We start from the raw sequence: 24,832 nt of genomic DNA on the forward strand, positions 1-24,832 counted from the left end.
TCATACTATACTTGATTATGATGGCTGTATGCCCAGTTTTGTGCATATTACAGATGGTAAACAACATGAATCAAAGATAGCCAAGAACATTACCTTTCCAAAGGGATGTTTGGTGGTTGTAGATAGAAGCTACGTTGATTATGCTTGGATGAATGTTTTGGACAGCAATCAGTGCTTTTTTATCACACGCAGTAAAAGCAACATGAAATATACAGTGGTCAGGTCATTTCAAAGTGAGGCACTCAAAGACAGTGGAGTGCTTGAAGATCAGATCATTGAACTTGATGGAGATGCTAAAAAGCATTATCAAGGAAAGAAAATGCGCTTGGTGCGTTTTTGGGACAGCATAAATAATGCTGAATATGAATTCTTAACAAATAATTTCACATCCAATCTGGTGAACTTTATTCGCTTGAATATATTTGTGAAAATTGACCTATGGAAATGGGCTAATGATCCATTCTTTTCAGGGAAACCTCCTGATAAAAGTGGACAGTTTAAACTATTCTAAAAGTTTGAGAGGGTATAATTTGAGTTTAAAACAGAAAACTTACCTATTTAATAGAAGAAGCCAGCTTTTTTATGCACTCAATTTTATTTAGGACAGTTGTGTAAATACTATTTGTTAGGTAACTTTCTTCTTTGAGTTAAAATATCTTAAATAATTTTATTGTTTAAGATATTTTATTTTATTTAGTAAAAATATTTACAATGAAATTCTCATATATAGTCAGATTTTTTCTTTTAATTTCACTTCTGTTCTTTGCTTGCAAAAAGGATAAATCTATTAATGAATACTCAGAAATAGATAATAATATAATAAATGGTACTATTTCGAAAATAAATGATTGGTATCAGATTAAGATTCCTACCGATTATTCTCATGGAATTACAAGTATGTATGGTAGTATTGAAGATACATTGTTTATTTCACGAATGTTTGATATTATAATGACAGTTGATAAAGGTAATACTTGGCTAAAAGTAGTTCCTTTTTCTAATATTGGATTATGGGGTATTGCAAAAGTGAAGGATGAGCTAGTGTGTTATTCATCTATAATTACCAAAAATGATTTATCCTTTGGATATTCCCCTGTTTTATTTTCGGTTGATAACGGTAAAACTTGGAACTCAAATAGAAAATATTCATATGATGAATATGAAGAAATCTCTTTATTAAGAACACATATCGATTATGGGAATATTATAACTATCAAGAGTCAAAAGAATATAAATTTTAAACATCCTCAATTTGATTCAGAGGAGAAACCAGATTATTTAATTCTTGTTAACAATAACGATACAGCTATTTTGGCTACACCTTATGTGGACAAAATAACAAATCTTTATCATGATAAAAACGGATTGTTATATGTTGGAACTGAAGGTGTTGTGTTTGAACCAGATTATTCGGCATATAATTTTAAAACACAAAGTGGAATTATTCGATATCCTACAAGACAAAATGTATGTTTTTTATATTATAAAAAACTAGAGGCTTTCAATTAGAAGCCTCTAGATTTACCATCTTATCAAAGCTGACCCCCAAGTAAAACCAGCGCCGAACGCTGCTAGACATACTATATCGCCTTCTTTGATTTTTCCTTGTTCCCAAGCTTCACATAGTGCAATAGGAACAGATGCAGCGGTCGTATTACCGTATTTCTGAATATTATTGAAAACTTTATCATCCGATAATCCCAACGTTTTTTGAACAAATTGCGATATACGCAAATTTGCTTGATGCGGTATTAACATGTCAATATCTTCAGGTGTTAAGTTGTTTTTGGCTAAAGCTTCGCTAATCACTTCGGGGAATTTGGCGACTGCTTTTTTAAATACAGCTTGCCCATCCATGACCGGAAAGGCTGTGCCATCTTCCAACATTTTGGGAGTCATCAATAATCCTCCCAATTCTTGCTCTGGCCATTCAGGTTGTTCATCCAGCCAAATCCCACTTGAAGCTCCTGGATAATACATCGCTAATTTCTCTGCATCAGCACCATCCGAGTGTAAATGTGTACTTAGAATTCCTTTATTAGGTTCGGTAGTTGGTTGAACAACTACAGCTCCTGCGCCATCGCCGAATATTACAGAAACAGCACGACCTCTAGTTGAAAAATCCAAAGCAAAAGAATGTTTTTCAGAACCAACTACTAGTATATTTTTGTACATCCCTGTTTTGACGAATTGGTCTGCAATCGATAGAGCATAGATAAAACCCGAACATTGATTACGAATATCCAATGCGCCTACTTCGCCCATACCCATTTCACGTTGTAATAATACAGCACAACCAGGGAAGTAATAGTCAGGCGACAATGTTGCAAAAATGATAAAATCAATATCTTGGGCGGTGACACCTGCTCGTTCAATAGCAATTTTGGAAGCTTCTACAGCCATTGTTGTAGTCGTTTCACCGATTCTATCGGCGTAGCGACGTTCTTTGATTCCTGTGCGATCTTGAATCCATTCGTCACTAGTTTCCATGAAGCGGGTTAAATCATTATTCGTATATATATTTTTGGGCACATAGTAACCTATGCCAGCTATTTTTGACTGAAACATAATAAGTTTATCTTTTTAATTAGTTATCTAAAAACGTTTTTAAAAATACGTTTTTTTTGAAAAATAAGCTACTTTTGTACTATGAGTGTTGAGACCGCACAAGAAACCTATACCCTAGAGGAAATATTGGCATCTGTCAAAGAAAGTCATCGTCTTATTTTATGGAATGATGATACCAATACCTTTGATCACGTGATTTATTGTTTGATGCATCACTTGCAGTATACGGAGCCAGAAGCCGAGAAAATTGCATGGAAAGTGCATAATGAAGGTAAATGTGCTATCCTCGAAGGTTCGTATACAGAGATGGAAATATACCGTAAAATCCTAAAAGCAGAAGGTCTTACTGTTTCAGTGGAATAATTGGTTGGTAATAATACAGTTACTTTTATGGATGTTGCTTGAATAATCTACATTTTTGTAGATACACATTCAATTTACAATCATGAGTTTGAAACGAATCTACTTATTATTGCTGTTACTACCTTTTTATGCGATAGCCCAACAAGGAAACCTTAGAGTACAAGTAATACAACAAGAAAACAAACAGCCTATATTAGGCGCTTCAGTTACTATAGTGACATCTACGTCCAAAGCCCCAATTAAAGGTCGTCAAACAGATAGCAAGGGTGTTGCCTTGATTGAATCTGTACCATCAGGAACTTATAGTTTACAAATTACATATGTAGGAATGCAGAATCACGATCGTGATAATATTCTTATTACTGCTGATAAAACGTTAGAATTAGGTATTGTTGAATTGGTCGAGGCAGGAAAACAACTTGAAGAGGTTGTTGTCCAAGGTCGAGTAGCTGATTTACAACTAGGTATTGACAAAAAAGTTTTTGATGTTTCGCAAAGTTTGGTGTCAGTTGGAGGTACGGCGCAAGATTTACTAGGTAATGTTCCTACTTTGCAAGTTGATGCTGATGGTTCTGTAAGTTTACGTGGCTCATCGAGTGTAAAGATTCTAATAGACGGGAAAGAATCGGCTATGGCAGGATCTGATGTGAATAAACTTTTGCAATCATTACCTGCAGATGCAGTGTCAAAAGTAGAGATTATCACCAACCCATCAGCAAAGTACGATGCGGAAGGTCAGTCTGGAATAATCAATATTGTATTAAAGAAAAACATACGCACGGGATTGAATGGGAATGTCAATGCCTCAGTCGGAAATTATGATAACTATAATGCTGGTATTACATTAAACTACAGAGATAATAAGTTTAATTATTTTGGTAGTTATAATTTCAGACATGGCCGTAATCTTGGTGAAGGTAATACAAAGACTATAGGATTAACGAATGGCATTCAAGATCTAAATAGTTTGATAACGGAGACATTTAATGAGTCTTTTCGTAAGGGAATTAACAATTCATTACGTTTAGGGATGGATTATTATGCAAATGATAAGACGACTTTAAGTTTGGGTGGTAATTTAAGTCTTCGAGACAATAATCGTGGAGAGGATCTAACCTATAAATCATACAGAGGACAACAACCTGCAATTGAAACACCTCGTACATCACGCCAATTTGAAGAAGATTTTGGTTACGACTTGACTTTCGATTTTAAACGTGAGCTAAAAAGAGAGGGAGAAGAGTTAACTGCGAATGTGACATATGGTAACGATAAGGAAGATGGCACAAATGACTATGAGCAAAGAAATCCAACTTTTGTAAGTAAACGTTTTAATGAAACGGGTGAAAAAGGTAAAAATTGGAACTTCCAATTGGATTATTTATTGCCTTTGGGTGAGAACCACAAGTTTGAAGCTGGATACCGTACTACTTTACGTAATTCTAATGATTTTCAATATTCAGATACATTAGCAAACGATTTGTGGATTCCAGATTATACAGTGTCCAATGAATTTGAGATGAAAAGTGGTGTTCATGCTTTGTATGCAAACTATCAGCGTATGTTGAGTGAAAAAATTGGCTTACAAGTGGGACTTCGTGCAGAAGATGCATACCTGAATACAGAAAACAAAAGTGTTGATCCAGATAGAATTTCTACAGGTAATTATTCGGACAAAGGAAATTTGGATTATTTCCGCGTATATCCAAGTGCATTTTTGACTTATGAGGTGAATGAAGAAGGTGATAAGGTACAATTATCATATTCTCGACGTGTACAACGTCCACGTGGTTGGCAAGTGAATCCTTTTGTGAGTCTATCCGATCCATTGAATATCCGACAAGGGAATCCGAATTTGATGCCTGAAGACATTCATTCTATGGAATTAAGCTTTGCAAAGTTTTACGAGAAATGGAATTTTATCACGACAGCTTACTATCGTCGAGTAAATGATATGACGCAACCATTACAGTATGACACTAATGATCCTGTAGCGGCGATTTATTTAGAAGGCAAAGAGAATGCTACATTCATGCGTTGGGAAAATGTAGGTTCACGCAATAATGCAGGTTTGGAGTTGATTTCCAAAGTAAATATTTTTAAATGGTGGGATGCTACCGCAAATGCAAATTTATATTATCAACGCGTTAATCCGGTAGAACAATACAATATAAATAAAGTAGAAAATGTCGCGTGGGACGCTAACTTAACAACTAATGTCAAATTCACATCAACGACATCTCTACAAGTGAAAGGTGACTATCGTGCACCAATGAAGACGCTACAGGGTAATATGAAATCAATGCACGGCGTTGATTTGGCATTGCGTCAGGAGATATTAAAGGGTAAAGGCTCCTTAATGTTTAATGTCAGAGATGTTTTTGATAACCGTAGATTCGGAGGTGAAACATTTCTTCCATCCCGTTATTCTGATTTTTATCACAGATGGTCAAGACGAACTTTCAATTTAACTTTTTCTTATCGCTTTGGTCTTCAAGATTTAACAAAATCAAAACGAAATGAGGAAAGATCAATGGATGATGGAGATATGGGTAATTATTAACTGTATAAATAATATTACATTGTTTTAACCACGATTATTTCTAATTTAGAGATTATAAACATTACATTATGATAAGACGTATTATTCAATCAACCTTACTTGCTGCGATAGTTTGTTCTACTGCTTGCGCACAAGGAAAAAAATCTTTTGAAACCGTGAAAACACAACCGAATGTGGAAGAATTAAAATTATCACGTGTTGACATAAAATCATTAAAGAAAAATAAAAGTGGTGCTTATATTATATTCGATGGTTCATCATTAAATGGATGGAGAGGCTATGGCAAAGAGCATGTTCCAAGTAAATGGTCTATCGATAATGGAGCATTAAAATTTTCCAGAAATCCAAACGTAGACAAGCCTGAAGGTGGCGATATTATTTTTGCGCATGATTTCAAGAACTTCGAGCTTGAGTTTGAATGGAGAATTTCTGAAGCAGGTAATTCTGGCGTATTCTTTTTAGCTAAAGAGATTAAAGGTCAACCGATATATATTTCAAGCCCTGAATACCAAATTTTGGATAATGAGAAGCATCCTGACGCTAAAATGGGCGTGGATGGTAATCGTAAATCAGCATCGTTATACGATATGATTCCAGCAAAACCGCAAAATGCCAAACCTGTCGGTGAATGGAATAAATCTAAAATAGTAGTAAAGGGAAATACAGTGCAACACTTCCAAAATGGTGTTAAAGTGGTAGAATACTCTATTCGTACAAAAGAATGGACAGAATTATTACAAGCTAGTAAATTTAGTGAAGAAAAATGGCCGATGGCTTTTCATTTATTAAATAATGTGGGTGGTGCAACAAAATCAGGTTTGATCGGTTTTCAAGATCACGGTGATGATGTGTGGTATCGTAATATTACAGTTAAGGTCTTAAAATAATGAATTATAAAAAGAGAATTATTAGAGAGAGCTTACTGTTCTCTCTTTTTTGTTTTGTAGGGCTGTCGGTAGCTATAGCTCAAACGAAAAAATATTATAATCCAACAAATTCAAAGGCTGTGCAAGGGAGATTGGCAGTATTGAATGAAACTAAAGATTATGGTCGGTTACCAATTTCTTCTAAAGATATCGTAAGGGGGCCTGTTTGGAATTTGGGAACAAACTCTGCAGGTATGTACGTGGAATTTGAGACAGATGCTGATACTATTCAAGTTCGTTATAAAGTTAAACATGCGCTGAATATGCCGCATATGCCAACTATAGGCGTTAGTGGGGTGGATTTATATTCTTTTGATACAAAGCAATCAAAATGGGAATGGGCATTTGGTCAGTATCAATTTAAAGATACTATTACCTATAATTTTAATAATATTGGAGTAAATAAAAAACATATTTATAGACTTTATTTGCCACTTTACAATACAGTAGATTGGTTAGAAATAGGAGTGGATGCACAGAGATCATTTAAATACATTCATGCAGAATCCAGACCAATTGTTGTATATGGTACTTCGATAGCACAAGGTGCATGTGCAAGTAGACCTGGATTGGCTTGGACCAATATTTTGGGAAGAAATTTTAAAAATGAAGTGATCAATCTGGCTTTCTCAGGCAATGGAAGATTAGAAACTCCAATTTTGGATTTGATTAATGAAGAAGATGCTGCGGTTTTTATTTTGGACTGTACACCAAATCTTTCCATTATGAGTCAGCGATCAGCGAGTCAGTTAGACTCACTAATTACCAATGCTGTGCAGTTTCTTCGTGTGAAGCACCCGAAGAAACCAATTGTATTAGCAGAACATAGTTCCGCTGAAACCCCAGGTTTTAAAAATGTGGATAAGTTGAGTGAATATAATAATTCATCAAAAGTAACTAAGGAGACATATACTCGACTTAAAAGTGAAGGTGATAAAAATATTTATTTTGTGTCGGCTAAAGATTTTGGTCTTGATATAGAGTCTACTGTTGATTATGCGCATCCAAATGATATAGGTATGCAAAAAATTGCAGAAGCATATAAAAAGGTTTTGCGAAAATTTTTATAAAAAAAATTGTAACTATTGATCATAAAAACTAAGGCTGTCTCCTTTTAAAGAGACAGCCTTAGTTTTTATTATTCCTTGTATGCTAATTTTTCTAGTATAAAGTGAACTCTACACGACGGTTTTGTTGACGACCTTCAGCAGTACTGTTAGAAGCTATAGGTTGGTTTGGACCATAACCAGTAGCTTCGATACGAGATGCGTTAGCGCCTTTTGATACTAAATAAGCTTTTACTGCTTCAGCACGTTCTTTTGATAAACGCAAGTTAGTTTGTAATGAACCTGTATTATCTGTGTGCCCAGCCAATTTTAAGCTAAAGTTTTTCTCAATCAAAATAGCAGCTACTCTGTCTAATGAAGAATAAGAAGTCGAACGAATAGTTGATTTACCAGTTTCGAATTCTAAGTTTTTGATAGCTTCGTCTACTACTTTTTTGTCTTCTTCAGTTACTACGATTTTCTCGATAACTTTTGTTTCGTTTTTAACAGTGATAGGACAACCAGCTCCATCTACTTGAACACCTGAAGGTGTACCTGGACATTTGTCGAATTTATTTGGAACACCATCACCATCATCATCTTTCAAATCATTGTTGATTTGCTCGATTTGTCCTTTCAATGCATTATTAGAAGCGATTAAAGCATCGCGCTCTGATTTCAACTCATCGTATTTTTTGTTTACATCAGCAGCTAACGTAGCAGCAGGATTGCTATTACCTAAGAAAGGTTTTCCAGAACCACCTAAAGCAAACTCAAGGCCTGCGTGTGCATATGAGAATAAATCATTTTTATATTGACCACCAGCGATACCATCGAAATCTTGGTTAGCCCAATTTAATTGGTAACCCAAATCCAAGTTAACCCCTTTCGCAATAGCGAATTTCAAACCAGCATCTACAGGTACATATAATTTAGTTTGCGCCTCATTAGCATTTGTTTCAAAATTTAAAGCACCTACACCAATAGCTACATAAGGTTTGATGATGCTATTTACAAATCTCCAATTGGTGTTTGCGGCAGTCCATTCCGCCGATAAGGCAGCAGACCAAGGCATTTTTGCTTCATAACTTATTTCAGTTGGGACAGCATTTTCGTTCGTTCCAGATACCTTACCGCCTAAATATTGTGCTTTTAATCCAAAAGATGGAGAGATATGCTTTTTGATATATGCGCTATAACCTAGGTTATGGTCCAATTTATCAAAACCTGCACGATTAAATCCTAAGATATTAGACTGGTTTAAAACACCTGCATTCAAACCAATAGACCAAGTCTTGTATTCCGAGCTTGGAGAAAATGGTGTAGTACCTTCAATGGTAGGATGTGAAATTTGAGCGAATGCAACTGTTGTAAATAATCCTGTTGCTAATGCTAATGAGATTTTTTTGTAGTTGTTAATCATATTGAAATTAATTTTCCTTCTGTTTATCAATTATGTTGCCAAAAAAATAAATCTTAAAACAATGCTGATTATTATCCGCGTTGTTTTAAGATTTATGTAATGATTATTCTACAAGGTGATTGATCTATACTTCCGTTCTTCTTGCGAAGAATTTAGGTATTTGAATCTGATAAGCCATTCGCTTAACAATATTTTCCTCTATAATTTTCCGTAAGAATGATTTTTTACTTTTAGTCACGAGTAAAACGTCCAATAATTCATCTGAAATAACTGTGTCAATAGCAGAAGAAATATCTTCTTTGTATTGCACGAAGAAAGTTTGGGATTTAATAACATACGAAATATCTTCAATTCCAGTTTCTTCGATGATTTTATCGATAAATACATCAAAACTTTTATCAATATTGTGAATGGATTCATTAGAAGTATTCACGTGTATTAACACCAATTCAAAGTCTGTTCCATAGACTTTAGTTGCTTGCTTTAGAACATCTATTTCTCCGTATTTGAAATTACATAGTAATCCTACCTTTTCAACTTTAAACTTCTTTTCGTTATAAGGAACGGCAAGAACTGGAACTTTGGTGTTTAAAAATACATCAAACATATTGGAACCTGTAAGCAATGCATCTAATCCAAAAGCACCTTTAGTACCCATTATGATTGCACTATATTGTTCTTTAGTCGCTAGTCTACTGACTTCATCATACAGATTACCATCTGCATAAAGCGCTTGAAACTGAACATCTGAATCTACTTGATTATGTGCTTCAATAAGTTTAGACATTTTTTGTTTTGCCTCCGGTACGCGTGGATCTACTAAACTTGGGTCTTGTAAGGCATTTTGATAAATATTACTGTGGTCGGTGAATACGTGCAATAAGTCAATCAGAAAATTGTTTTTTGTAGCTAATTTCACGGCATATTCTACAGCCTTATCTGAATGGATAGAAAAATCTACGGGTATTAATATTTTGTTACTCATATCAATCAATTTAAATGTTGTCAAAAAATGTTGGTTTCTGCAATGTCAACGTTATTTGACGAGAAACAGAGGTGTTCATAAATCTTTCAAAAAAAGATTTGCGAGTTTTTGTCACCAATATAGCATCATAATTATTTGATGATATAATATGATTGATAACTTCCGGAACTGTATCTAATTCTTCGTTATCGTGCTCTATTGGTTTTGCAATAATATGAATAGATTCGATTCCACTCAATTGTTTAATATTGAAAGTCCAATCTTCTAATTCTTGTTGAATTTGAGTTGCTTTTTTAGCGTCTTTATAAATATGAATGATGTCTAAATGTTTGATTGGCGAAACATCGTTAATATAATTATTCAATGTTTCAATTTCTTCTGCTTTGAAGTTTGTTAGAATAGCTGCTTTCTCCGTTGAAAAAGCTTCGGTAGAACTTGGTATTGCAATCACAGGAACTTTAGCTTTGCTACTAATTAAAGATGTATTACTTCCCCAAATCACAGACTTACCTTTTCCTGCTCCTGTAGTACCCATCACTATCAAAACAAATGTTGGTGCCACAGCATATTCAGGGAGTACATCTATCAATAATCGCGAAACACATTCTGTGTCAAAATGTACAATTGGATATTCTTGACTCAATTCTGTTTTTAATTCTTGAATCTGAGCATCTGCGGTATCAACAGTGCTTGTAGTATAGCAATGAAATAAATGAATGTCATAATTATTTTGTTGTGCGATTTGGCATGCATAACGTGCTGCAGACAAAGCATTGGCTGAAAAATCTGTTGGTACTAATATCTTCTTTCTCATATAAATTTCGAGTCACTGTAAGTAATAGTCTAAAATTACTAAACATTATTTAATAAAAAGATGATGTGGAGAAGGATTTAAAAATGATTTTGGTCTTTATTTACTTCAAATTATAAAGCTTAACAAATCTGTAATATGATTGTAATAGCCAGCAATTTTGAGTAAATTTGCGACTTTAAAAATGTATAATTTCATGACCAGTAGAGAAATACGCGCAGCGTTTTTGGATTTTTTTCAAAGCAAATCACACCATATCGTACCATCGGCTCCCGTGGTAGTCAAAAATGACCCTACTTTGATGTTTACAAATGCCGGAATGAACCAATTCAAAGAATTGTTTTTGGGAGAAGCGGCAGTGAAATATCCGAGAGTAGCCGATACACAACGTTGTTTGCGCGTATCTGGTAAACACAATGACTTAGAAGAAGTTGGTATTGATACCTACCACCATACCTTGTTCGAGATGTTGGGTAACTGGTCGTTTGGCGATTACTTCAAAAAAGAAGCTATTGAGTGGGCTTGGGAATTGTTGACAGAAGTATACAAATTAGATAAAGACCGTTTGTATGTGACAATTTTTGAAGGTGATTCTTCAGAAAATTTGGAGTGTGATACAGAAGCTTATGATTTTTGGAAATCACTTATCGCTGAGGACAGAATCTTATTAGGAAATAAAAAGGATAACTTTTGGGAAATGGGTGATCAAGGACCTTGTGGACCTTGTTCGGAAATACATTTTGATATGCGTTCGCCAGAAGAACGCGCACAAGTAAAAGGTCAAGATTTAGTAAATGCAGACCATCCTCAAGTCATTGAGATTTGGAACTTGGTATTTATGCAATTCAACCGTTTGAAAAATGGAAGTTTGGAGCCTCTTCCAAACAAACATGTGGATACAGGAATGGGATTCGAACGTTTGGTACGTTGTATTCAAGGTAAAACATCCAATTATGATACCGATGTTTTTCAGCCGTTGATTTCATTTATTTCGGAGAAATCTGGAATTAAATATGGAGCTGACGAGAAAACTGATATCGCGATGCGCGTTATTTCTGACCATATTCGTGCGGTAAGTTTTGCAATAGCTGATGGTCAATTGCCATCTAACAATAAAGCAGGATATGTTATTCGTCGTATTTTACGTCGTGCAGTTCGTTATGCGTATACATTCTTGAATTTTAAAAATCCATTTTTTCATGAATTAGTTCCTGTTTTAGCAGAGCAATTCAAAGGTGTTTTTGATGAATTGTATCAACAACAAGATTTCGTAGAGAAAGTAATTTTAGAAGAAGAAGTTTCTTTCTTGCGTACATTGACAACAGGTATTCAACGGTTTGAAAACTATGCAGAAGGTAATCAAGTAATTGATGGTGATTTTGCTTTCGAATTGTTTGATACGTACGGTTTCCCTATCGACTTGACAGATTTACTAGCTCGTGAAAAGGGTTTGACTGTTGACATGGAAGCTTTTGATAAAGCCTTACAAGCACAAAAAGATCGTTCGAGAGCGGCTACTGCTATTGATACGGGCGACTGGGTAATCGTAAACGATAATGAAGATGCTGAATTTGTAGGTTACGATACCTTGACTGCGAAAACTGAAATCGTGAAATACCGTAAAGTTTCGGCTAAAGGTAAAGACCAATATCAATTGGTATTGTCTGTGACTCCTTTCTATGCGGAAGGCGGCGGTCAAGTCGGGGATACAGGTGTTTTAGTTTCTGAATCTGGTGAGAAAATCTACGTGACAGACACCAAGAAAGAAAATGGTCTTTTTGTTCACTTCGTGAATCAATTGCCATCTTCTTTGGAAGGTTTCTTTGATGCAAAAGTGGATGCAGCTAAGCGTTTGGATACCGAAAGTAACCACTCGGCTACACACTTGTTGCACGCAGCGTTGAAACAAGTATTGGGTGACCATGTGAATCAAAAAGGTTCATTGGTAAATCCTGATGTCTTACGTTTTGATATTTCGCATTTCTCAAAAATGACTTATGATGAAATCAAAGCGGTAGAAGATATCGTAAATGCGAAAATCCGTGAGAACATTGCCTTGAAAGAAGAACGTCAAGTTCCGTATCAAAAAGCGATTGAATCCGGTGTAACGGCTTTATTCGGCGAGAAATATGGTGATTACGTACGTGTTGTTACATTTGATGACAATTTCTCGAAAGAGCTTTGTGGTGGTACACACGTAAAGGCTACTGGACAAATTGGTTTCTTTAAAATTGTTTCTGAATCGGCTGTAGCGGCTGGTGTACGTCGTATTGAAGCCATCACGGGTACAAAAGCGGCTGCGGTTATTCGTGAGCATTTCGAGTTAGCGCAAAATATGAAAGAAATCTTAAACAATCCGAAAGATTTCATTTCTGCAGTTTCTAAAATTGTAGAAGAAAATGGTGCATTGAAGAAAGAAATCGAAAATGCCGTTCGTGAGAAATCATTGGCGATGAAAAAAGATTTGGAAGCAAAACTTGAAGTCGTTGATGGCGTGAATTTCTTGTCTTCTAAAGTGGATTTACCAAATGCAGATGCGGTGAAAACTTTAGCTTATGCCTTGAAGGGTGCGCTGAATAATTTATTCCTAGTCTTAGGGGCTGAATTTGATGGAAAACCAAGTTTAACGGTGGTGGTTTCGGAAGATTTAGTCAAAGAAAAAGGATTAAATGCAGGTGCTATTATTCGTGACTTGGCGAAAGATATTCAAGGAGGAGGTGGTGGTCAACCATTCTTCGCGACAGCGGGTGGTAAAGATGCGAGCGGTTTGGATAAAGCCATTGCAAGAGCAAAAGATTTTTTGACAAAATAAAATAAATACTATGAGAAAGCTACAATCTTTTTTGGCGGGTGTGGTGTTATTGGCTGCGGTAGGATGTTCGAACAAAGACACGATTTATATTTCGGGAGAAATTCAGAATCCTGGAAATGTGAAAGTGGTAGCTTTTTATGAAGGTGACCGTAAGTTAGACTCAGTCTTTCTTTCGGACCTCAATAAATTCCAATTTGAGCGTGCAGCGACGCAATCACGTTTGTTGTCTGTTCAAATTGGAAAAAATAAATACCCCATTATTCTGACTCCTGGAGAGCAGGTTGTTTTCAATGCGGATTTACAGAATCCAGAAAATTATCAGGTAGAAGGCTCTGAATTGTCAACAGCTTTGAAAGAATTTTCCCCTATCAAAGCTCGCAAAGAATTCGTAGAAGACTCGTTGCAATCAGATTTTACGAAACGAATAGCTGGTAAATCAGAAACTGAGATTGATATTCTACGTTCGGATTATTTGGCGGCATACCGAAATAGTATGCGATTCTACACGCAGGAGGCAGTTTCATTTGCAGAGAAGCAAAATAATTTGGCTGGATTTTTTGCTATGAGCACCTTAGATCCTGAATTAGCAGAATCAGAATTAATAGCTTATTCGGACAAAATAAAAGTTGATTTTGTTGATAACGTAATGGTTAATCAATTTCGAGAAGAGATTGAGAAATTAAAACGACTTGCCGTTGGGCAACCTGCACCTGAATTTGAGGCATATACCCCAAATAACAAAACGGTAAAGCTATCAGATTACCGAGGTAAATATGTGTTGGTTGATTTTTGGGCATCATGGTGTGTGCCATGTCGTAAAGAGAATCCGAATTTAGTTCGTATCTACAACGAATATAAAGGCAAGGGTTTTGAAATATTGGGCGTTTCCTTAGATAACAATCCAGGTTCTTGGATGCGTGCCATTGGAGAGGATAAACTCACTTGGACGAATATTTCAGATTTAAAAGCTTGGTCTTCGGACTTAATTATTGATTATCGTATCAAAGCTATTCCTAGCTCAGTAGTGTTAGACCCCGAAGGAAAAATTGTTGCTAAGAATTTACGTAGCAAAGAATTGGAAGACTTGCTAAAGTCTCTATTATAAAATAAATATTTATGAAATTGTTAACTCTATCTTACGGCTTAACAATTTCATAATATTTGATTAACTTTATTTTACCATTAAGTACATATTTTAGCAAAAACAATAAGCTATGAGTGCGAAGCAAAAAATACTTGTGGTAGATGATGAGCAGGATATTTTAGATCTCATTTCCTACAATTTAACACGAGAAGGTTATCAAGTGTATACCGCTGCCAATGGAAGACTTGCTATAGAGAAAGCCAAAGAAGTATATCCTGATTTAATTATATTAGACGTCATGATGCCTATAATGGATGGTATAGAAGCTTGTCGTTTGATGCGCGCTATGCCTGAGTTCAAGCATACTTTTATGGTGTTTTTGACAGCGCGTAGTGAAGAATATTCAGAGATCGCTGGATTTCACGTGGGAGCTGACGATTATATAGCCAAACCAATCAAGCCACGTGCATTGATGTCTCGAATCAACGCTATCTTGAGAAGAACAAGTCAAGAGGTGGTGGATGCCCCATCGGATAAAGTAACTATTTCAGATTTGGTGATCGACAGAGATGAGTTTATTGTTTACCGCGGCGAAGAAAAGATTATCTTAGCGCGTAAAGAGTTTGAACTACTATATCTATTAGCATCAAAACCGAACAAAGTCTACACCCGTGAACAAATCTTAAAAGCAATTTGGGAAGACTCTGTGGTTGTAACCAATAGGACAATTGATGTACATATTCGTAAACTACGTGAAAAAATTGGTGAGGATTATGTTTCAACAGTAAAAGGGGTGGGGTATAAGTTTGATTTGAATTAAAAAATTATTGGAATTACGATTTTAAAATTACGAATGACGATTTTTAACTTTTATTAATTATCTAGTATCATTTTTCAATCCTTTAGATTCCTCCTGTCGTCGGAATGACGAAGTAGTAATAAAACAAAAAATCCCGATTAGTAATTTACTAATCGGGATTTTTTTGTAGCTCAATCTCAATAGAGATTATTTCTTTTTATTATGTTGAGAAGCTTGTTGCTGTCTCATCATTTCTTCCATTTTAGCTTGGAAAGATGATTTCTTTTGAACTTTAGGATTCTTTTTATTCTCTTCTAATTTCGCTAAGATTTTGTCATCATTAATAGATTGACGAATCAAGAATTGCGTTAAAAATGTGAATACTGCACCCAAGAAATAGTAATAGTTCAATCCTGATGGGAAGCTATTCAACATGAAGAAGAATAACAATGGCATGATATAACCAATATATTTCATTTGGTTACCCATTCCAGAAGTTGCTCCAGAAGTTGCGTTATTGTACCAAGTGGTTAACAATGTCACTAACGTCATCAACACACACATCAAAGAAATGTGACCGATTCCGAAAATAGGACTGAAAGAGATAAATGTATCGTAAGTTGATAAATCTTTCATCCATAAGAAGCTTTCACCTCTTAATTCGTATAAATTAGGAAAGAAGAAGAAGAAGGCTAACGTGAATGGCATTTGCAATAACAAAGGTAAACAGCCTCCAAGTGGATTTACGCCAACTTGCTTGTACAGTTTCATTTGTTCTTGTTGCAATAACATAGGGTTATCTTCACCAACTTTTTCTTTGATAGCATCTAATTGAGGTTTCAATACACGCATTTTTGCCATAGACAAATAAGATTTGCGTGTCAATGGGAACATTGCGCCTTTCAACAATAATGTTAAAATCAAGATAACAATACCATAGCTCAATGCATATCCGTCTAGCCAATCAAATAATGGAACCGTAATGAATCTATTTATCCAACCAATCGGACCCCAACCCATGTTAATAATCTTGTCGTAAGACTGACTTTCAGCTTTTAATGTGTTGTATTTGTTTGGTCCAAAGAAATAATTGAACTCATAGTGGTTGTTTGCTTGTGCATTGAAAGCCAATTCTGCAGTAGCTTTAAATGTTTTAACAACACCATCTTGTGTAGCAATGTTCGTAACTAAATTCGTGTTTTGGAATTGTTGTTTCGAAGATAGAATAGAAGAGAAAAAGTGTTGTTTGAATGCAATCCATTCTAATTTATTTTCTTCAATTTTTTCTTCGTCATCACTTGTTTCAGAAAGATAATCAATATCATCGTTAGAGTCTTTGAAGAATATGGTTGATTTATCTCTTTCCGAAGTGATATTTTGCTCTTTCTGCAATAAAGTAGTTTCCCAATCTAAAATCAAAGATTTTTGTTGAATATCTACTAAATTTTGAATACCTACAGCATTTACATTCAACGCTAAATTATGACCATCTGTCAACGTATAGATATATTCTATATATTGGTCATCTTTGTAGCTTAAACGTAAAGTAGCGGTGTTGGCAGTTTTGTTGACTACAGAGAAAACTAAGTCATTCGTATGAATGTTCTCTCCAGCAGCTTTGAAAATAAAACCAAATTTGTTGTTGTCACCTTCGATAATGTTTAATGCCGAGCCATCAAAATTTTGCTCGCCTTTTAACAATACATTTTTAACTTTCGCACCTTTGGATGTTAAGTCAATTTTAAGAATATTATTCTCTAAAGTAACAACCTCTTCTTGTGCTACTTTAGCCGCACCAAAAGGCTTTGTTAAATCAGCAGAATCTAACAGCGCTATTTGATTTATCGTGTCTTTGTTTACTACTACACCATTTTTTGCTGCAGCAATTGAGTCTTGTCTTACTTGTTCTGCTTTAATTTCTGCCTCTGAAGGTTTCATTAAGTAGAATGAACCTCCAAAAATGAGGAAGATTAAAACTAATCCAATAATGTTATTTCTATCCATTTATAGTATTTTGGTCAAAAAAATTATTTTTTTAATGCTTTTTTGTTCGCCAATGCAGCAGCTACAAAGCTAACAAAAAGTGGGTGAGGATTTGCAACTGTAGATTTCAATTCTGGATGAAATTGTCCTGCCACAAAGAAAGGATGGTCTTTCAACTCTACAATCTCTACTAATCCTGTATCTGGATTGATTCCAGAAGCAATCATACCTGCTTTTTCGTATTGTTCTAAATATGCGTTGTTAAATTCGTAACGGTGACGGTGACGTTCTGAGATTTTTGTTTTGCCATAAATAGCATGTGCTTTAGTACCTTTTTTGATTTCACAATCGTAAGCACCTAAGCGCATTGTGCCACCCATATTTTTGATGGTTTTTTGTTCTTCCATTAAGTTGATAACTGGATGAGGCGTATTTTCATTCATTTCGAATGAATTGGCATCTTTTAAGCCCAATACATTACGTCCAAACTCAATAACAGAACATTGCATACCAAGACAAATACCAAAGAAAGGAACTTTGTTTTCACGAACATATTTGATTGTTGACAATTTGCCTTCTAAACCTCTTTCTCCAAAACCTGGCGCTACTAGTACTCCATCAATATTTTTAAGTTTTTCAGCTACATTCTCATCATTGATGCTTTCCGCAGCAATGTAATTAACCTTTACTTTGGTCTCGTTGGTAGCACCTGCATGAATAAATCCTTCCGTAATGGATTTATATGCGTCTGGAAGTTCTACATATTTACCTACTAAAGCGATATTGACTTCGTTAGTAGGGTTTTTAAGACGACCTAAAAATGCTTTCCAATTTTCTAAATCTGGTTCATTCTTAGTCGATAATTTCAATTTTGTTAATACCGTTTTGTCCAATTGCTCTTTCAACATCAATAATGGTACATCATATATTGTAGACGCATCGATAGATTCGATGACGGCATTGATGTTTACATTACAGAATAAAGCTAATTTTTTACGGATATCTTGATTCAACTTGTGCTCTGTACGACAAACTAAAATATCTGGTTGCACACCGTATTCTAATAATGTCTTCACAGAATGTTGCGTAGGTTTTGTCTTTAACTCACCAGCAGCTGCTAAGTAAGGGACTAAAGTCAAGTGAATGACTAAAGAATCATTGTTGCCTAATTCCCAACGTAACTGACGTACTGCTTCCACAAATGGTAGTGATTCGATGTCACCTACTGTACCACCTAATTCAGTAATCACAATATCGTATTCGCCAGTCTGCCCTAATAGTTGCATGCGACGTTTGATTTCGTCCGTGATGTGTGGTACTACTTGAACAGTTTTTCCGAGATAAGCACCTTCACGTTCTTGTTCGATAACGTGTTTGTAGATACGACCAGTAGTAACATTGTTCGCTTGTGAAGTAGGAACATTCAAAAAACGCTCGTAGTGTCCTAAGTCTAGGTCTGTTTCTGCACCGTCCTCCGTCACATAACACTCGCCATGCTCATATGGATTCAGGGTTCCTGGATCGATATTGATGTATGGGTCAAATTTTTGAATGGTAACTTTAAAGCCACGTGCCTGAAGAAGCTTGGCAAGAGAGGCAGCAATAATGCCTTTCCCTAACGACGAGGTTACGCCGCCCGTAACAAAGATATATTTAGTCATAGCAATTATGGAATTTTCAACTCAAGATGTGGGATTTTTAGTCCATTACATCAGCCTTATGTACGGGATACAAAGGTAGTGAATTTTTCGAGATTTGGGAAATTATAATAAGTTAATGAAAAATTATTGCCGCTGATTTATATTCCGCGGCAATGAATATTTCTAATGCAATTTGCGAAGTAAATTGATGGTAGCTGTATCAAATTCGGTTTCTCCAAAGAGTGAAACACCTGCAGCACCTTTGTTTTTTGATAATTCAATAGCTTGTTCTAACTCTGATAGATTTTTAAAGTCTGGTAAATATAAGCCAGCGTATAGGGGGCATTTGCCTTTTAATGCATTTACACCTTCTTCCACAGCGGTACCAATCCAATGAATAGGTTCTTTGTAAAATCCATGATATATCATTGGAAAGACAGCCGAAAGATTCCACATCGGCCAATCTTGGCGTACAATACGTCTAGCAAAATCTGGAGTAGGAAATACAGCTGCTGTAACAGGTTTTTTATAATCTTTTGCAACATCGCAAATTCGATTCACAACTTTAGTAATCTGTCCATAACGAAATGCGCGCCACGATAAGCTTTGTTCAGGTCTTTCGACTTTGTCGATATCAATTCCAGTTTCTTTTAGAAACGCTTCTTTACTATATTTGCTGTAGCAAAAATCATAATCAGCCAATTCTATTGATTGATCTAAATTGTAGTTTTTCCAAAGATTAACAGGAAGTACAACGTCAGGATAGCGTATGTAATCCAAGTGTAAACCATCCACATCTTCCTTTGCTAATTGCTCACGAGCTTTTTCTTCTAAATATTTCGGAACATCAGGGTGTGAAGGACATAGAAATCTATAATAACCGACATAGGGAGGATTATTCGCGCATGATTTTCCTGAACGGCTTACGGCGTAATATTCGGGATGTTTCTCTAATAATTCTTTTTCACCACGGTTCATAGTCCACATCCAACGATGTGCTTCCATGCCAAATTCTTTTGTTAGCTGAAAATGCTTTTTGCTGTAATTTTCGAAGAAAAGACCCCGTACTCCCGCTTCTTTATATGTTTTTATTTTTTGTTTAATCTGGGATTCTAACTCATTCACATTTGGTCTTTGCCATAGCCAATAGTCAAAAGTGAAAGATTGTGAAGACTTCGCTAATAATGTAGAAGGGTTAAGTTGCAGCGCGGCTAACCCTAGACCAGCTGTTTTTAGAAATGTTCGTCTGTTATTCATAATTCGTTGTATAATTACCTTGGCTATCAATAGTGAAATAAAAGGTGCTGTTTTTTTCTTGCAAACGTAAATGATAGAATTTCTTATTCGCCGATAGTGTAAATTGCAAATCGTATTTCTCTAAATCATTATTCAGTATATTTGAAAATCCTTCCAATTGAGTGAAATCAGCAGTGTATTCTTGTAGCTTATTCTTGTGGATTTGCTGCAAATAGTGCATATTCCAAGCTGTCTTTTCTATTTCATATATTGAAGGTAGCTGGTTGGATATTTCGTCTTTGGTGAAATGTAAAAATCCCCATCTTTCTGGATAGTGCATATTAACAAGGCCTATTGGTGACCAAACCCAATTTTCTTCGGGAATATGTTTGCCATTGACTTTTTTTCTTGAATATTTTGCCTCATTCACTTCGTGTTCCCATTGTACTCTAGAGAAATTAATACGCCAGTAGGAGTTTTCTTTTGGGGTAGGAGCTGTTCCAAATTTGTGCATAGATTTAAAGGGAATGGCCATTTCTACTGCCCAAAAGCTATCTTTATTTTCAGGATTATTTAAAGTTCCTTCTATATGTACGGCAGATTTTAAATTTTTAGTATCCCAATGCATGATTGCTTGTCCCCCAAAGCGGTAAGGCTTTGCCATCATTAAGTCCATGATGGTATTAAGCGCATTGACCTCGATTTCATAATATACAGAAGAATTCATTTTGGGTTTAAGAAAAATTTCAAAATCATTATCATGGTAAATGATGGCATCATGCTCTTTTAATGTACCCCACACGTGTGGTTCTTCGAGTTTAGCGTAGATATATAAATAATTGTCGTCCCACAGCATTTTGAATTTTGTTTTATATGTTGGGGGAGCTTTGTGAGCCCCTTCGATATCTTTGAATTCAGTTGACCACGGCGCTGAACACCAAGCGTTGTCCATTTTTCCATCAATTTCAATCTTAGTCGTAATATATTTCGCAGAATAGTTTTTAGGAATGGCTTGCAAAATTTCTACTTGAGCTAAATTATGTTGAGCATAAATAGGCTTTAAGTAAAGCGCAAGGAGTAGGATAATTAAAATTGAGACGTTAGTTTTCATGGTTATTCCAAGTTACATAATTTAATTGTTGTACATAACTTTTTCGAAAGTTAGCGCGTAAATGCTATAGATTTTTTACATTTAAATAAAAATTAATATAACTATGGAATATAGAAGAATGGGGAAATCAGGGCTACAATTGAGCGTACTTTCTTTTGGCTCTTGGGTTACATTTGCTCGTCAAACTGATGATAAGGATAATGATAGATTGATGTCAATCGCATATGACGCAGGAGTTAATTTCTTTGATAATGCTGAGGTTTATTCTGCGGGGCAGTCCGAAGAAATGATGGGTCGTGTATTGAAAAGCAAAGATTGGGACCGTACTTCGTATGTGCTTTCTAGTAAAGCATTCTTCGGCTGGAAAGGAGAGGGGAAAAAGCCCAATCAACATGGATTAAGTCGTAAGCATTTGATGGAAGCTTGTCACGAAGCATTGACGCGCTTACAAACTGACTATTTGGATTTGTACTATTGTCATCGTTCGGATCCTACAGTGCCAATGGAGGAAATCGTGCGTACGATGAACACCTTAATTCAGCAAGGTAAGATTTTGTACTGGGGGACGAGTGAGTGGTCTGCGGCTGAAATAATGGAAGCGCATATGGTGGCTCGAGAACTAGGGTTGGAAGGTCCTGCTGTAGAACAGCCAGAGTACAATTTATTCAACCGCCGTAAGATGGAATCAGAGTTTTTGTCTATTTTTCAAAATATCGGAATGGGAACTACGATTTGGAGTCCTTTGGCATCTGGCTTGTTAACCGGTAAATACAATAATGGTATTCCTGAAGGTTCGAGGATGTCTTTGGAAGGCTATGAATGGCTGAAAGAGAAGTCTGTCTTGGATGATAAAATTGACAAAGTGGTCAAATTGTCAAGATTTGCAGATGAATTGGGCGTTAGCTTAGCAACTTTATCGATCGCTTGGTGTATTGCTAATCCAAATGTGACAACAGCTATTCTGGGTGCCACCAAAGAAAGTCAATTGAACGAGAATCTTAAAGCTCTAGAAGTATTACCACTACTTACTCCCGAAGTATTAGCTAAGATTGATTCCATTATGGGTACAAAGCCTGAAATTTTTAGGTAAAATATAACAAAACGGGTATCATAAGAGGATGCCCGTTTGTCTTTTAACAAAAATCGTTGAGATTTACTTCTGAATAGTTTTATCAAATCGGTTCTTGTATTTGATAAAGAAGTCTTCGAAAATTCTTTTTGACAAATATGAAATTGTTATTGTGCCTCCTATTACAAACGCATAAAAGCATATGAAACTTACGTAAGGATTTAGTGGTAATAGTAAGTTTTTAAGAAAATGAATGCAAATAAATATTACGAGCATATGGTACATGTATATACCGTATGAGATTTCTCCACCGATGTTGAGCCATTTATTATTTAGCCAATGTTTTTTTGATAAGATGACTCCACAGTATATAATAATGTTTAAAAACAAAATATTTATTACTATTTGATTGAAAAGTAAATCGGTAAATATATATTCATTGATAAATGGTGCTATATTTTTGTTGAGAAAAAGATAAATAAATGTAGCCGTTATTAATAAGAAGTTTGTTGTTTTATATTTTGAATATACTTGCTGTAAATTCAATTTGGTGTGAAATATGAAATAAGCTCCAAGGCCACCAATCGCCATTGATTCAAATGAGTAGGTCTTAATTAAATGGACGATAGTTTCATTTTCTATTAGATTGATATGAATAGCAAAAAGCAAGAATATCTTACTTACTATAATACTATAGATAAAAATCAAAGGAGTCTTAAACCATTTGAATAAAGGTGCCCAAATAATATAAAACCATTCCTCTACCCCAATAGACCATAGAGGTTCTAATAAATGTGAGCCGTATCTAAATGTGACCAAGCTCGGTACAAATAGCAAAAACATCCACCATGTCTCGTTGACAGAATAAGGGAAAGCGTAATTTATATGAAGTATTTGGAATAATTGGGGTAATATAATTACTCCTATAGCCACTAATAAAAAGTAAAGAGGCCAAATCCTAACAACACGTTTGAAGTAAAATGATTTGATATTTATTTTTTGTGTGCTTACTTTTTCTTTGAGGAGTAAATACGTAATTAAGAAACCACTCAATATAAAGAAAAATCGGACTGCACTTCCTCCATTTTGAAAGAAACTCCAGTCAACAAATGATAAGAATGAGTTTTTCTCTCGAATCACTTCCCCATGATGAATTAACACCAGTATAGCTGCAAAAAATCTAAGGGAATTGAGGTTGGGGAAGAATTTGATGTTGCCGTACATGTAATTCTAATATATAAAAAAAGGTTTAGAAAGCTAATTCTAAACCTTTTTTTATGTGTAATCTAAAATTATTTTGCAATACGTTTAGATTTGATACGAGCAGCTTTACCAGTAAGGCCACGTAAATAGAATAATTTAGCGCGACGAACTTTACCTACACTGTTCACGTCAATTTTTTCAATGTTAGGAGAATTTACAGGGAAAATACGTTCAACACCAATACCGTTTGAGATTTTACGCACGGTAAAAGTAGCGTTAGTACCTTCGCTGTTTAATTGGATAACTACACCTTGGTACACCTGCACACGCTCTTTGTTTCCTTCGCGAATTTTATAATGCACGCTGATGGTATCTCCTGCTTTGAAAGCGGGAATTTCATTTTTTACTACCGCTTGTTCTTCTACAAATTTTACTAAATCCATGATTTCGAGTAATTATATAACGATTTATATCCTGTAAAAATCGGAATGCAATATTACAGCTTTTATTTTAATTTTAAAAATCTTTTATTAAATATTCCCTTACTTGTAAGGTGAGTGCAAAGGTAGGGAATATATCTTATTTATCCTAGTGTAGGTTAGCTCTAATTTTTGATTTTTCCAAATATTGTGCCTGGCAAAAAATATAATGCAATAAATCAGCCTGTTAAACAATAAATATGAAATAAATCTTGACAAGTAAGGAAAACGCTGTATATTTGCGTCACAATAAACAAAAGGTGATACCTTTTCGGGGTGTAGCGTAGCCCGGTATCGCGCCACATTTGGGATGTGGAGGTCGTAGGTTCGAATCCTGCCACCCCGACAAAAGTCACTGGTATTCAGTGGCTTTTTCTATTTTCGGACATGTTTGGGGAAATTATATCTGAATATTGATTATTCAATAACCTAAGCAAAGTTAAGTTAAGCTAGAAGAATAGGATCATGTACAAAACCTGTGGAGTAGAAGAAAAATAATCGGATATTTGCATTATTATATTATTCAGATGCACGATTCATTTAAAGCTTTAATGCCTCTCATTATTCCTGAAGGGGTTTCCGATTATTTTGAAATGACCCATTATCAAAAGGCGAATGTCGCTTGGATATATTTTTGGAGGAGATGAATGTTATTCCTGATGAATTCAAAACCAATAGCTTATTATCCAAAGGTTTTTTTGATCCCGTTACTTTACAAGATTTTCCTATTC

At 35.3% G+C, this 24,832-nt stretch carries 20 protein-coding genes and 1 tRNA gene; 11 read left to right on the top strand and 10 right to left on the bottom strand.

Annotated features, from left to right (window positions below):
• Positions 1 to 511 (top strand): transposase (locus GOQ17_RS14975; RefSeq protein ID WP_159638729.1); only part of this gene is annotated, 511 nt, incomplete at its 5' end.
• A 200-nt stretch (positions 512 to 711) separates the two neighbouring features.
• Complete coding sequence (locus GOQ17_RS14980) at positions 712 to 1,509, top strand: hypothetical protein (protein WP_159638731.1); 798 nt, start codon at positions 712 to 714, stop codon at positions 1,507 to 1,509.
• A 12-nt stretch (positions 1,510 to 1,521) separates the two neighbouring features.
• Here the strand turns inward: GOQ17_RS14980 and GOQ17_RS14985 are convergent, their stop codons facing one another.
• Positions 1,522 to 2,568, bottom strand: a complete 1,047-nt coding sequence (locus tag GOQ17_RS14985; RefSeq protein ID WP_159638733.1) for a 3-oxoacyl-ACP synthase III family protein — start codon at positions 2,566 to 2,568, stop codon at positions 1,522 to 1,524.
• A gap of 81 nt (positions 2,569 to 2,649) precedes the next feature.
• Between GOQ17_RS14985 and GOQ17_RS14990 the strand changes: the two genes are divergently transcribed.
• From GOQ17_RS14990 to GOQ17_RS15005, 4 genes are all read left to right on the top strand, one after another.
• Positions 2,650 to 2,931, top strand: a complete 282-nt coding sequence (locus tag GOQ17_RS14990) for an ATP-dependent Clp protease adaptor ClpS (RefSeq protein WP_159638735.1) — start codon at positions 2,650 to 2,652, stop codon at positions 2,929 to 2,931.
• Positions 2,932 to 3,013: 82 nt separating this feature from the next.
• On the top strand, positions 3,014 to 5,494 hold the full coding sequence (locus tag GOQ17_RS14995) for a TonB-dependent receptor (protein ID WP_159638737.1): 2,481 nt from the start codon (positions 3,014 to 3,016) through the stop codon (positions 5,492 to 5,494).
• A 68-nt stretch (positions 5,495 to 5,562) separates the two neighbouring features.
• Positions 5,563 to 6,381 (top strand): 3-keto-disaccharide hydrolase, encoded by an 819-nt coding sequence (locus GOQ17_RS15000; RefSeq protein ID WP_159638739.1) that lies wholly within the window; start codon positions 5,563 to 5,565, stop codon positions 6,379 to 6,381.
• Positions 6,381 to 7,490, top strand: coding sequence for an SGNH/GDSL hydrolase family protein (locus tag GOQ17_RS15005; protein ID WP_159638741.1), 1,110 nt, complete (start codon positions 6,381 to 6,383; stop codon positions 7,488 to 7,490). Before GOQ17_RS15000 ends, GOQ17_RS15005 begins: the two co-directional genes overlap by 1 nt.
• A 91-nt stretch (positions 7,491 to 7,581) precedes the next feature.
• On the opposite strand, the gene GOQ17_RS15010 is transcribed toward GOQ17_RS15005, so the two are convergent.
• The 3 genes from GOQ17_RS15010 to GOQ17_RS15020 all read right to left on the bottom strand — a co-directional run bounded on the left by GOQ17_RS15010 (position 7,582) and on the right by GOQ17_RS15020 (position 10,688).
• Positions 7,582 to 8,889, bottom strand: coding sequence for an OmpA family protein (locus GOQ17_RS15010; RefSeq protein WP_159638743.1), 1,308 nt, complete (start codon positions 8,887 to 8,889; stop codon positions 7,582 to 7,584).
• Between the two features lie 124 nt (positions 8,890 to 9,013).
• Positions 9,014 to 9,874: a universal stress protein gene (locus tag GOQ17_RS15015; protein WP_159638745.1), complete on the bottom strand. Its 861-nt coding sequence runs from the start codon at positions 9,872 to 9,874 to the stop codon at positions 9,014 to 9,016.
• 10 nt (positions 9,875 to 9,884) lie between these two features.
• The gene (locus GOQ17_RS15020) at positions 9,885 to 10,688 is read right to left on the bottom strand and encodes a universal stress protein (RefSeq protein WP_159638747.1); all 804 of its coding nucleotides are present in this window, start codon (positions 10,686 to 10,688) and stop codon (positions 9,885 to 9,887) included.
• Positions 10,689 to 10,881: 193 nt separating this feature from the next.
• Here GOQ17_RS15020 and alaS point away from each other — a divergent pair, with 193 nt between their 5' ends.
• The 3 genes from alaS to GOQ17_RS15035 all read left to right on the top strand — a co-directional run bounded on the left by alaS (position 10,882) and on the right by GOQ17_RS15035 (position 15,401).
• Complete coding sequence (gene alaS, locus GOQ17_RS15025; protein WP_159638749.1) at positions 10,882 to 13,497, top strand: alanine--tRNA ligase; 2,616 nt, start codon at positions 10,882 to 10,884, stop codon at positions 13,495 to 13,497.
• A gap of 10 nt (positions 13,498 to 13,507) precedes the next feature.
• Positions 13,508 to 14,602: a TlpA family protein disulfide reductase gene (locus GOQ17_RS15030; protein ID WP_159638751.1), complete on the top strand. Its 1,095-nt coding sequence runs from the start codon at positions 13,508 to 13,510 to the stop codon at positions 14,600 to 14,602.
• A gap of 109 nt (positions 14,603 to 14,711) precedes the next feature.
• The gene (locus tag GOQ17_RS15035; protein ID WP_159638753.1) at positions 14,712 to 15,401 is read left to right on the top strand and encodes a response regulator transcription factor; all 690 of its coding nucleotides are present in this window, start codon (positions 14,712 to 14,714) and stop codon (positions 15,399 to 15,401) included.
• A gap of 186 nt (positions 15,402 to 15,587) precedes the next feature.
• On the opposite strand, the gene yidC is transcribed toward GOQ17_RS15035, so the two are convergent.
• The 4 genes from yidC to GOQ17_RS15055 form a co-directional block, all read right to left on the bottom strand.
• Positions 15,588 to 17,384: a membrane protein insertase YidC gene (yidC, locus tag GOQ17_RS15040; RefSeq protein WP_159638755.1), complete on the bottom strand. Its 1,797-nt coding sequence runs from the start codon at positions 17,382 to 17,384 to the stop codon at positions 15,588 to 15,590.
• Positions 17,385 to 17,407: 23 nt separating this feature from the next.
• Positions 17,408 to 19,024 carry a CTP synthase gene (pyrG, locus tag GOQ17_RS15045; RefSeq protein ID WP_159638757.1) on the bottom strand — a complete coding sequence of 539 codons (1,617 nt, stop codon included), beginning with the start codon at positions 19,022 to 19,024 and terminating at the stop codon, positions 17,408 to 17,410.
• A 162-nt stretch (positions 19,025 to 19,186) separates the two neighbouring features.
• On the bottom strand, positions 19,187 to 20,260 hold the full coding sequence (locus GOQ17_RS15050; protein ID WP_159638759.1) for a family 10 glycosylhydrolase: 1,074 nt from the start codon (positions 20,258 to 20,260) through the stop codon (positions 19,187 to 19,189).
• The gene (locus GOQ17_RS15055) at positions 20,253 to 21,350 is read right to left on the bottom strand and encodes a carbohydrate-binding family 9-like protein (RefSeq protein ID WP_159638761.1); all 1,098 of its coding nucleotides are present in this window, start codon (positions 21,348 to 21,350) and stop codon (positions 20,253 to 20,255) included. Before GOQ17_RS15055 ends, GOQ17_RS15050 begins: the two co-directional genes overlap by 8 nt.
• A gap of 103 nt (positions 21,351 to 21,453) precedes the next feature.
• Between GOQ17_RS15055 and GOQ17_RS15060 the strand changes: the two genes are divergently transcribed.
• Positions 21,454 to 22,440 carry a potassium channel beta subunit family protein gene (locus tag GOQ17_RS15060; RefSeq protein ID WP_159638763.1) on the top strand — a complete coding sequence of 329 codons (987 nt, stop codon included), beginning with the start codon at positions 21,454 to 21,456 and terminating at the stop codon, positions 22,438 to 22,440.
• Positions 22,441 to 22,503: 63 nt separating this feature from the next.
• Here GOQ17_RS15060 and GOQ17_RS15065 read toward each other — a convergent pair whose 3' ends face one another.
• Positions 22,504 to 23,643 carry an acyltransferase family protein gene (locus tag GOQ17_RS15065; protein WP_262885593.1) on the bottom strand — a complete coding sequence of 380 codons (1,140 nt, stop codon included), beginning with the start codon at positions 23,641 to 23,643 and terminating at the stop codon, positions 22,504 to 22,506.
• A 68-nt stretch (positions 23,644 to 23,711) separates the two neighbouring features.
• A complete protein-coding gene (gene rplS, locus GOQ17_RS15070) occupies positions 23,712 to 24,065 on the bottom strand; it encodes a 50S ribosomal protein L19 (RefSeq protein ID WP_159638767.1) in 354 nt (117 codons plus the stop codon).
• Between the two features lie 308 nt (positions 24,066 to 24,373).
• Between rplS and GOQ17_RS15075 the strand changes: the two genes are divergently transcribed.
• Positions 24,374 to 24,447 (top strand) — tRNA-Pro (locus GOQ17_RS15075).
• Positions 24,448 to 24,832: the final 385 nt, after the last annotated feature.

Origin of the sequence: Sphingobacterium composti (genome assembly GCF_009829075.1) — a bacterium.
In the GTDB taxonomy this organism is placed as follows: Bacteria; Bacteroidota; Bacteroidia; order Sphingobacteriales; family Sphingobacteriaceae; genus Sphingobacterium; species Sphingobacterium composti.